This window comes from Meiothermus sp., from assembly GCF_037443965.1.
GTDB lineage: Bacteria > Deinococcota > Deinococci > Deinococcales > Thermaceae > Meiothermus.
On sequence record NZ_JBBINI010000004.1, the window covers coordinates 149263 to 158924 of the forward strand.

Below are 9662 nucleotides of genomic sequence, written 5' to 3' on the forward strand. Positions count from 1 at the left end.
TGCCTAGAGACAGTGTTTTGCGGCTTCTACAGCAGCAACATAAGCCACCAGCGCAGAAGCATAGTACGTTGCTGCAATCCAGCAAGCGGGGGTCCACCAAGCGAATAAACACGTATTTACCATGTAAGCCGTAGCTGCTGCTAGAGCGGCGGTCGCTGCTGCGGCGTTCGCCAGCAAAATCTGGCAATTTTGCTGGGGCATCACATTTTGTTGGTTTAAGCTTATGGCATCCTCTACTCTTACCTCAAAAAGTTCGCCCAGGGAAGATATGCCTTTCGTAGGAGCTAAAAGCTCATTTCTCATTTTCGGATTTCCTTGCTCAAAGAAGACTGAGGCGGTCAGAGTCATTTTAGAAACGAGATCAGCAACAGCTATCTTGACATCGCCTGTATTTGAGACACGGGAAAGCAGTAATCCACTGACCCGACCATGCCCAACGGTGGCTACCAGTACTACAATACCTTGCTCGTCCCACCAAAGCGGTATTTGAACAACAGTCCTTCCTTCTACGTCCGTAGCTTGGGATGCCCGCGCCCAGGCCACCCGTTTGCCCTCCTGCGCTACCAGCCGTGCTACAAGCTGAAACTCTGGGAAGGCTTCGATTTGTGCGCGAATTTCGGGAGAAACCACACTGGGATCGGGCTGGGTCTCCACCATCCTGGGTGTGCTCGAGCACCCCGCCAATACCAGCAACCCCACCATCAGCCAAGCCAGCGCCTTGCGATTGTGTAGCATAATGCCCCCTTTGGAATGTTTTTTTGCACTTTAGACCAAACCCCCCCCAATGTATAGTACGAGTTACATTTCGTGCTGAATCCACCACACCCCCACCAACAAGCCCGCCACCTCCCCCAGCTCCACCAGCGCTCCGTACACATCGCCGGAAAGCCCGCCGCCCAGCCTTCTGGCAGCCCAGGAGGCCTGCAGTAGCATCACCGCAGCTAAAGCCAGGGCAACCCAGGGGAAGAAGTAGATGGCGGGCAGGGCAAACAGCAAGGCCGGGAGGATTCGACCCTCACGGCTGCGGGCCCCCAGGCCCTCCTTGCGGGCCGCTGGAAAGAGGTTCATGGGCAGGAGCAAAGCGAAGCGCACCAGGGCCGGCAGACACAAGAGCAGCCAGGGCGAGGGGCTCGAGGCCAGCAACTGCCATTTCAGGAGCAGCACCACAAACCCCACCCCAAAGGCAAAGCTGCCCATGTGCACATCGCCCAGGATGCGCAGGCGCTCGCCGGTAGGCTTCATGGAGAGGAGGGCATCGGCGGAGTCCAGCAGGCCATCCAGATGGAGCATGCCGGTACAGGCCAGCCAGACCGCCAGCAGGATGGCCCCTTGCAAGCCGTCGGGCAGGGCGGCGGTAAGCCAGGCCACCAGCGCCAGCACCCCGCCAATCAGGTAGCCCGCCAGCGGGTAGAAAGCTGAGGCGGCCTTCATTTCGCCGTCTTTGACCTCGCCCAGGTTGGGCACGGGAAACGTGGTCAGAAAACCTACAGCCAGCCAGAAAGGGCGCACCTTAAGGTTGTACCAGAACCGCCCCAAAATGCGCCTCGAACTCTTCTTTGGTTTTGATGGGACGGCCCTCGAGCCGCAGTTGCACGGTCTGAGCCTGAATTTCTTTGGGGTAAGGGCAATGGCGACACCTCGAGCCGCAACAGTAGCCGCGCTTGCTATGGTAGACCTCGGTGAAAACGTAGAGCCCGTTTTCGATGTAGTAATCTACGTTTTCTTTGAGTTCTGCTTTCGCCATTCTTTACCCCTGTAATTATTCTACCTTATTTTCTGGATTGAATATCAATCTGGCTTATGTTTGCTGGCTGTTTTCCTAAGCATTGGTAGCACCTGTAGCTCGATTGCAGCCTAAGGCACACGCTCATCCCGTCCCCTGCGGGATTTCTACGGCTCCATAGTTTGCGATACTCCAGCCTGGGAGAATGTAGCCATCCCTGCCATCACGCTAGCCGCCGCCCGCAGGACTGGAAAACTCAAGACCGCTCCTGTCCCCTCCCCCAAGCGCAAGTTCAGTTCCAGAATGGGCCGCAGCCCCAGCGCTTCTAACTGTCGGGTGTGACCCGGCTCCACCGAGCGATGTCCTGCAAACAGATAATCCCGCACATCGGGCTGGATTTGACAAGCCAGCAAAGCCCCCGCCGTCACCGGGAAGCCATCGCAAACCAGCGGCAGACCAGCCTCGGCTCCCGCCAGGAAAACCCCGGCTATCGCTGCAATTTCCAATCCGCCCAACTCGGCCAGCACCTCGAGCGGATCGGCTTGGGCAAGCTCTCCCAGACGGGCTTGGGCGCGGCGCAGCGCAGTAGCAACAACCTGCACCTTTTTTTGGTACCGGGCATCATCTACCCCCGTACCGCGCCCCGTTACAGCCTTCGCATCCAAACCCAACAAAGCCGCCGTGAGTGCCGAGGCAGCGGTGGTGTTGCCGATGCCCATATCACCAGCGGCCAGGACGGTGGCGTCCTGGGCAATGGCCCGGCGGGCCACCTCCGCCCCGGCCCGGATGGCTTGCTCGGCTTCGGCACGGGTCATGGCGGGTTCTCGCAGGATGTTGCCCGTACCGGGGCGAACCCGCACCCCCAGCCCCCCTTCCGCAAGGGGAGGCGCGTTGACACCTACATCGAGCACCCATACATCGGCGCCGGCAACCTCGGCGATCTGGTTAATCGCCGCACCACCCGCCAGAAAATTCAGTACCATTTGCGCAGTCACTTCAGATGGATAAGCCGAGACAGCCTCGGCAGTCACCCCGTGGTCGCCGGCACAGACCACCACCGCCCCCTTGCCCAGCGCGGGCCGCAGGGTCTGTTGGATGGCCGCTAGGCGTACACCAATTTCTTCTAAGAACCCCAGCGAGCCGGGCGGTTTAGTGAGCTGGTCTTGGTGGGCTTGGGCCTGGGTCAGCCATGCTTGGGAGATGGGTTGGATGTCGAAGTGGATCATAGGCTTGTATGTTTTGCAAAATCGAAGGCAACTGGGATTATGCTCAATCTGACTAGAACCAACCCAAACAAGTTGAAGGAGACCCTCGAATACGTCCTTCTTGCAGAGATGGAATCAGGGCGATTTGATCTTCAGCGGAATCCCTGAGACCAGCAGATAAACCACATCGGCCTCCTCGGCAATGCGGCGATTGGCCGCCCCCAGCAGGTCGCGGTAGCGCCGCGCCAGAGGGTTCTCGGGCACGATACCCATACCCACCTCGTTGGTGACGATTAGCAGGGTTTTGTCGGTTTCGGCCCGAATGGCCAGCAGGTTCTCGAGCTCGGGCAACACCTCGCGTTCGGCCAGCATCAGGTTGGAAACCCATAGGGTCAGACAATCCAGCAGCACCACTCCACCCTGGGCCAGCGAGAGCGTGTAGGGCACTTCCAGCGGTTCTTCGAATATCTCCCAAGTGATCGGGCGCTCGGCCTTGTGCTGTTCGATACGCTGGCGCATCTCTTCGTCCAGCGCTTGGGCGGTAGCGATAAAACTGACCTTACCATCCCCCAGCGCGTGGGCCCATTCCTGCGCAAAGGCGCTTTTGCCGGCTCTCGCACCTCCCGTCACCAGAATCAAGCGGGCTCGCATAGACATATTCTGGCCTCTCTTCAGTAGACAAGCGCCCCTACACCCCCTCCAGGGGTACAGGATGGCGCACAAACAACATCTGCTTGTGCTTCCAATCCAGCCCCACCACCGCGCAAGGCGGCAGGAAACGATCCTGATCGAACTGGCGCAGCACCATGCGCAACACCCCTCCGTGGGTGAAGATCAGGTGGCGGCCTGCCGGCAGGCCGTCGAAGAAGCCATAGACCCGGCGCTGCATCTGGGCGGTGGATTCGCCCCCCGGTGCCTGAAAACCCTCGAACCCCATCAGCGCATCTTTGTAGACTTCGGGCAGCTCGGCCCACTTCAAACCTTCCAGTTGGCCGAACTCGAGCTCACGCAGCGCAGCCGAGACTTCCTGGGGTTCGCCGTAGGCCAGCCGGGCGGTCTGGATGGCCCGTTGCAAATCGGAGGCCACTACCCGCTCGAAGCGTTGGGTGGCTAGCCACTCGGACAAGGCCCTGGCTTGCCGCTCCCCCAAAGCCGTGAGCGGCACATCGCTCCAGCCCGTGAGCCGACCTTCCTGGTTCCAGGTGGTCTGTCCGTGGCGCACCAGCCAAAGCTCGCTCATGGCTCCATCCAAGCATAAAAGGGCGTCTCGACGAACTCGGGCGGGCGATCGAGGTAGAGCTTGAGGCCGGGCAGGCGCAAATTAGGGCCTTCGTACTCAAAGTCCAGCGGATCGCCGGGCAGGGTGTAGAGCAGGGTCTGGCTGGACGGAACCCCCAGCCGCAGTAATCCGGAAAGCCCCACACCCCGACCCAGGCGGATACAACGGGCCTGCCCCTCGCGCATCACCGCCACATAGCGGGCCAGGCGAGGGCCATCCTGGGTCATCAGGCGGCGCACCTCGCCTAGGTCGAGCAGCAGCAGTTGGGGGGTCACCTTCAGACTGGCTTGCATTTAGCCTCCCAGCAACACCACAGGTTCGCCTTCCACTTCATGCACCCGCACCCAACCCCCATACGCCGATTGCAGCAGGTGCTGGTTCAACACTTCCCTGGGGGTGCCCAGTGCGGCCAGCTTCCCTGCCGACAAAAAGGCCACCCGATCCGCCGAGCGGGCCAGGTTGGGGTCGTGCAATACCGTCAGGGTGCCGATGCCCTGGGCCCGCAAGCCTGCCAGCAGACAAATGAACTCGGCCTGGTGGTGCAGGTCGAGGTGGTTGGTGGGCTCGTCCAGGAGCAGGTACTGGGGGCGAGCCGCCAGCGCACGGGCCAGCATGACCCGCTGCCGCTCCCCGCCTGAGAGCGTGGGCAGCAGCCGGTCGCGGAACCCGCTCACCTGGGTCTGCTGCAGGGCCCACTCCACCGCCTCCCAGTCGGCCTTGCCCGCCCGCCCCAACAAGCCCAGATGGGGGATGCGCCCCAGCGACACCACTTCCTCTACCGTAAGGTCTTCGGGGTAGCCGCCGTTCTGGGGCAGGAAGGCAATCTGCTGGCCCAGTGTCCAGCTCGAGAGCCGCTCCAGCCGCTCCCCGCCCAGCCGCACCTCGCCCACGCTGGGTTTGAGCAGCCCCGCCATCAAACGCAACAGTGTACTTTTCCCCACCCCATTGGGCCCCAAGAGCGCCAGCCACTCGCCGGGATGAAGTTCCAGGTTGATGTCGTTTAGCACCGCCCGGCCACGATAGGAGAAGGAGAGGCCGAGCACCGAGAGCCCCGAACCGAGGGCCGAATCCACCGCGTTCACACTAGTATATTGCGCTTTGCCGGTCATCCCTTACGCCTCCCTCGCCACAGCAAGTACAAGAAAAAGGGCCCCCCCAAAAGCGTGGTCAGAATGCCCACCGGCAACTCTGCCGGCCTGATCAGGGTGCGGGCCAACAGGTCGGCAAAGACCAGCAAAACCGCCCCGCCCAGGGCTGAGGCCGGCAACAAGTAGCGGTAATCGCCCCCGATCAGACGCCTGAGCGCATGGGGGGCCACCAGGCCCACAAAGCCGATGATGCCCACCTGGGCCACGGCAGCGGCGGTGAGGAGGGTGGCGGCCCCGATGATGAGGAGCTTGAGCTGGCCCAAGGGAAGGCCCAGGCTGCGGGCGGTTTCTTCACCCAGGTTGAGGGCATTGAGGGTGCGCCCCAGCAACCAAAAGATGGGCAGGGTGAGGAGCAGGTACAAGGCCAGCGACCCCACCCCTTGCCAGCTTATGAACGCTAGGTTGCCCAGGGTGTAGGCAAACACCGCCCGCACCCGGTCGGCATCCTGCAACATCAGGTAGCTGGTCAGGCTCACCAGCACACTCCCCACCACCACCCCGGCCAGAATCAGGTCGTGGGTGCGGCTGGCCCCACCCGAGAGCAGCAACACCACAAACACCGCGCCCACCGCGCCCAGAAAACCAAACAAGGTTGCCGAGACCGGCAGAAAATCGAAGACCGCATGCTGGGCAAATGCGCCGGTGAGGCCACCAGCCAAGCTCACCGCCAGCGTGACCCCAAAGGCCGCCCCTGCCGCCGAGCCCATCAGGTAGGGGTCGGCCAGGGGATTGCGAAACAGGCCCTGGAAAGCCGCACCGGAAAGCCCCAGCGCTGCGCCCACCAGCAGGGCGGCCAGCACCCTGGGCAAGCGCATATCGGTGATGATGGGGTTCTCTTGCAACCCCAGCATCGAGCGGATCACCTCGAGCGCCGGAATCTGCACCGCACCCTGCCCCACCCCAAGCGTCAAGCCGACCACTAGCAGTACCAGCAGGCCCAAGAAAACCAGCCCTCGACGAACCGCTAAACCCGCCTTACCTGCTTTGAGCGGGGTGAAGAGGGTGGGATGGGAGGTCTTTTGCATGTTGGCCTTGACGCTCTGCTACCGCAGATTGGGGTGGAAGCAGCCCACCAGCAGTTGCAAACCCTGGGCTACCCTCGGCCCCGGACGCGAGAGCAGGTTGTCCGATTCACCCACGAAGCTGCAAATTCGATTGGCCTGTACCGCCCGCAGGTTGCCCCACCCGGCCCGCTTGCGCAGGTCGGCGGCCCCTGGATGGGTGAGCACAATGATGGCAGGGTTCTTCTGCACCACCAGCTCGGGGCTGATCTGCGGGAAAGACCCCAGTTCCTTGGGGATGATGTTCTGGCCCCGGGCCTTGGCAATCAGCACGCCGATAAAGGACTCGGGCCCCACCGTGTAGGGGGTGGGGTCAATCTCGTAGTAGACCGTGGGGCGCTGGGTGGCCTTGGCGGCGCGGGTCTCCACCGCGTACACCTCGCGCTGAATCTGGGCGACCAGCCGCTCGGCCTGCGCCTCCAGCCCCAGCACCCGGCCCAGCAGGCGGGTGGTGCGGAAGATGTCGTCGTAAGTCTCGGGCTTAACGGCAAAGCTGGCAACCCCGGCCCGCTCGAGCCCCTCATGCAGCTTGCCGTAGACCGAGACGATCACCAGGTCGGGCTTGAGGGCCAGGATGGCCTCGAGGTTGGGGTTGAAATACCCCCCCACCTTGGGCAGCCGCCGAACCTGCTCGGGGAAATCGGAGAAGTCGTCCACCCCCACCAGCCGCCCACAGGCATTCAGGGCGCACACCGTCTCGCTGACCGAGGGCAGCATGGCCACAATGCGCTGGGGCGCGGCCTTGAGCGTAACGCTGCGGCCCAGATCGTCAGTCAGGGTGCGGGGGAACGACTGGGCCAGGCCAGAGGTCAGTAGCGCAAAGCTTAAGGTCAAAAGCAAAAGCCAGATAGATCTCTTCATCGCGTCCCTCCCCAACCCGGTCTCGCTATTGGGCGTAAAAAAACGCCCTCGGGAGTGAGGACGCCAAACAGGTTCCCCGAAACTCCCCCTTCTTGCGAGAGGTGCCTTCCGTATCGGAGTAAGAAGGCGTTTTGGCAGGTATTCGGACTTCGGGCGGTGGCTGGCGACCGCTATGCGGATCGCTTAAGCCCCAATGCACCGTTACCGCTGCGCGACAGTGCCGGACTTTCACCGGACTTCCCCACTTTAAGCCAGGGCTACGCGCCCAGGCACCAAAACTTGACCGGGTTGTCTGGCCCTAGCGGGCCTTGATTCAAGGCTACACCCCCAAGACCCGCCCGACAAGCACCTACCAGTTGGGCCAGGCCGGGGCGGCCTCGAGGCCCTTTTCACCCAGGTAGTTTTGCAAGCCCTCCAGGGCCTCGGGCTTGACCGGCTTTACCCCGTGGGCCAGGATGCTGCTGTGGCGCTGCTGCAACAAGCCCTGTAGCTTGCTCGAGTAGTCGCCGTAGAGCTGCTGGGCCAGGGTTCCGGTGTTGCCCAGCCGGGTGTCAATTTCAAAAGCCAGCCCCAGGGCCTCCTTGAGGCCGGGGGTTTTGCGACCGGCCAGATCCTGTAGCTTGTCGGGGTAGGTTGAATCCCGGCGCAGCTCAATGCCGGTGCGCTCGAACAGGTCGGCCTCGGCGGCCAGCTCCACCGCCCGGTACAGCCGGGCCAAGGCGTCGTCGTAGCGGCCCCTGGAGGCTCGGCGCTGGGCGTTGGCCAAGAGGTCGGCCAGCAGGGCAAGGGTGGGTTTGCCCTCCCGATCCAGGATGGCCCGCAGCCGGGCTTGGGCCTGCTGCAATTCCTGCAACACCCGCACCTTGGTTCCGTGCCCCCAGGCCTCGGCGATAGAAAGGGCGGGCTCGAGGTGTGCTTCCAGCTTCTGCCAGGCCGCCTTGTGGTAGAACAAGTCCCACTCCAGCATGCCCTCGGTAACCCCCTTCAGGTGCTCGTAAAAGCGCTTTTCGGAGGGGGTCAGGGGCCGGGCCAGCAGTTCGTCCAGAAACTCCTGTGCGGCCCGGTAGTCACACTGGTTCCAGGCCCGCCTGAAACCCTCCCACTCGCGCAGGCCGTAGCGGTAGGTGGGGTCTTCCAGCAGCCGCAGCCGCTCGCTGCCGCTTTTCACCCGCCCCTGACCGTCGCGGGCCTCGCCGCCCACGTAGCTAAAGGTAACGCCCTGCCCGGTAAGGGCCAGCACCAGCCCCGCCGACATGGTTTTGGTACCCCCGGTAATATCGGCCACAATGACCCGCGCCTCCCACTCGAGCGCCTTTTGCAGCGCCAAGCGCCCCTTGCGAAACACCTCGCCCAGATCCTCGGGGTCGTCGAGCAGCAGGGTGTGGTAGCGCAGCGATCCTCCATACCGGCGGATAAGCTCTCCCGCCGCCGCCTGCGAACCCTGGCTGGCTACAAACACCACCCCTTGGGGGGTGTGCTCGGCCAGTGCAAACTCGAGGGGCTCCAGGGTCTGCCCCACCCCCAGAATCAAAACTGTGTTTGGTTGCTCCTGCACGCTCCCAATCTACCAAACTTCGCGCGGCCCCCAAAGGGCTTTTGCACGCAGCAACTCAATCTGGATGCTCATGCGAACGCTTGGAAGTAGGTTTCAATCCCCTTACGGGGCTTTTTGTTTGCAACTTGACTACCCGCCTCTTGATTTAGCCGAGCTTGTAGGGTTTCAATCCCCTTACGGGGCTTTTTGTTTGCAACTTTTTTACTGAAATCGCCACAGACCCGCTTACATTCATAGGGTTTCAATCCCCTTACGGGGCTTTTTGTTTGCAACTTATGGAATGGCGCAATTCGCAATCGCTCATTCGTAGCAGTTTCAATCCCCTTACGGGGCTTTTTGTTTGCAACCTGGCCTCCAAGGAGAAGGAGGGGTTGTGTTAAAAATATTCAGTTTCAATCCCCTTACGGGGCTTTTTGTTTGCAACCCTATATCGTGTACAGGAGCAACGCCAACACCCAACATGTTTCAATCCCCTTACGGGGCTTTTTGTTTGCAACGACCGAGATCGAGTTGGGCCGGGGCCCCTATCTGGTGCAGTTTCAATCCCCTTACGGGGCTTTTTGTTTGCAACCGTCTCCTGATCGGGCGGCTACAGCCTGCCACGTTGACTAGTTTCAATCCCCTTACGGGGCTTTTTGTTTGCAACCATGAGCGCAAAACACGAGGCATCGCGGAGCATGTCAATCGTTTCAATCCCCTTACGGGGCTTTTTGTTTGCAACATGGCGACACGCCAGGCCGTGCAGACCCGCGCCCAGTCGCGTTTCAATCCCCTTACGGGGCTTTTTGTTTGCAACCCGGAATGTCTCAAGCGGAACTCGGCGCCGCGCT

General features: G+C 61.7%; 11 protein-coding genes, 1 CRISPR repeat array and 1 riboswitch. All 11 genes read right to left on the reverse strand.

Annotated elements, in window-relative coordinates:
* Positions 1–3 precede the first annotated feature (3 nt).
* On the reverse strand, positions 4–735 hold the full coding sequence (locus WKI89_RS03905; protein ID WP_337867908.1) for a hypothetical protein: 732 nt from the start codon (positions 733–735) through the stop codon (positions 4–6).
* Positions 736–798: 63 nt separating this feature from the next.
* Positions 799–1509, reverse strand: a complete 711-nt coding sequence (locus WKI89_RS03910) for an adenosylcobinamide-GDP ribazoletransferase (RefSeq protein ID WP_337867909.1) — start codon at positions 1507–1509, stop codon at positions 799–801.
* A 1-nt stretch (position 1510) separates the two neighbouring features.
* Positions 1511–1744 (reverse strand): DUF5522 domain-containing protein, encoded by a 234-nt coding sequence (locus WKI89_RS03915; RefSeq protein ID WP_337867910.1) that lies wholly within the window; start codon positions 1742–1744, stop codon positions 1511–1513.
* Between the two features lie 146 nt (positions 1745–1890).
* Positions 1891–2949 (reverse strand): nicotinate-nucleotide--dimethylbenzimidazole phosphoribosyltransferase, encoded by a 1059-nt coding sequence (cobT, locus tag WKI89_RS03920; protein ID WP_337867911.1) that lies wholly within the window; start codon positions 2947–2949, stop codon positions 1891–1893.
* 114 nt (positions 2950–3063) lie between these two features.
* Positions 3064–3579 carry a bifunctional adenosylcobinamide kinase/adenosylcobinamide-phosphate guanylyltransferase gene (gene cobU, locus WKI89_RS03925; RefSeq protein WP_337867912.1) on the reverse strand — a complete coding sequence of 172 codons (516 nt, stop codon included), beginning with the start codon at positions 3577–3579 and terminating at the stop codon, positions 3064–3066.
* Positions 3580–3616: 37 nt separating this feature from the next.
* Positions 3617–4168: a histidine phosphatase family protein gene (locus WKI89_RS03930; RefSeq protein WP_337867913.1), complete on the reverse strand. Its 552-nt coding sequence runs from the start codon at positions 4166–4168 to the stop codon at positions 3617–3619.
* Complete coding sequence (locus WKI89_RS03935) at positions 4165–4500, reverse strand: hypothetical protein (RefSeq protein WP_337867914.1); 336 nt, start codon at positions 4498–4500, stop codon at positions 4165–4167. Before WKI89_RS03935 ends, WKI89_RS03930 begins: the two co-directional genes overlap by 4 nt.
* Positions 4501–5250 carry an ABC transporter ATP-binding protein gene (locus WKI89_RS03940; protein ID WP_337867927.1) on the reverse strand — a complete coding sequence of 250 codons (750 nt, stop codon included), beginning with the start codon at positions 5248–5250 and terminating at the stop codon, positions 4501–4503.
* Between the two features lie 62 nt (positions 5251–5312).
* Positions 5313–6380 carry an iron ABC transporter permease gene (locus WKI89_RS03945; RefSeq protein ID WP_337867915.1) on the reverse strand — a complete coding sequence of 356 codons (1068 nt, stop codon included), beginning with the start codon at positions 6378–6380 and terminating at the stop codon, positions 5313–5315.
* An 18-nt stretch (positions 6381–6398) separates the two neighbouring features.
* The gene (locus WKI89_RS03950) at positions 6399–7277 is read right to left on the reverse strand and encodes an ABC transporter substrate-binding protein (RefSeq protein ID WP_337867916.1); all 879 of its coding nucleotides are present in this window, start codon (positions 7275–7277) and stop codon (positions 6399–6401) included.
* Positions 7278–7392: 115 nt separating this feature from the next.
* Positions 7393–7569: riboswitch (cobalamin riboswitch) on the reverse strand.
* 57 nt (positions 7570–7626) lie between these two features.
* A complete protein-coding gene (locus WKI89_RS03955) occupies positions 7627–8832 on the reverse strand; it encodes a TIGR02710 family CRISPR-associated CARF protein (protein WP_337867917.1) in 1206 nt (401 codons plus the stop codon).
* A 90-nt stretch (positions 8833–8922) separates the two neighbouring features.
* A CRISPR array of direct repeats spans positions 8923–9628; the repeat unit is 35 nt; unit sequence GTTTCAATCCCCTTACGGGGCTTTTTGTTTGCAAC.
* The last annotated feature ends 34 nt before the right edge of the window (positions 9629–9662 follow it).

Coding starts and splice junctions, on each gene's coding strand:
- WKI89_RS03945 (WP_337867915.1), bottom strand. CDS start 6,380: ATGCAAAAGACCTCCCATCCCACCCTCTTCACCCCGCTCAAAGCAGGT.
- WKI89_RS03915 (WP_337867910.1), bottom strand. CDS start 1,744: ATGGCGAAAGCAGAACTCAAAGAAAACGTAGATTACTACATCGAAAAC.
- WKI89_RS03930 (WP_337867913.1), bottom strand. CDS start 4,168: ATGAGCGAGCTTTGGCTGGTGCGCCACGGACAGACCACCTGGAACCAG.
- WKI89_RS03905 (WP_337867908.1), bottom strand. CDS start 735: ATGCTACACAATCGCAAGGCGCTGGCTTGGCTGATGGTGGGGTTGCTG.
- cobT (WP_337867911.1), bottom strand. CDS start 2,949: ATGATCCACTTCGACATCCAACCCATCTCCCAAGCATGGCTGACCCAG.
- cobU (WP_337867912.1), bottom strand. CDS start 3,579: ATGCGAGCCCGCTTGATTCTGGTGACGGGAGGTGCGAGAGCCGGCAAA.
- WKI89_RS03935 (WP_337867914.1), bottom strand. CDS start 4,500: ATGCAAGCCAGTCTGAAGGTGACCCCCCAACTGCTGCTGCTCGACCTA.
- WKI89_RS03950 (WP_337867916.1), bottom strand. CDS start 7,277: ATGAAGAGATCTATCTGGCTTTTGCTTTTGACCTTAAGCTTTGCGCTA.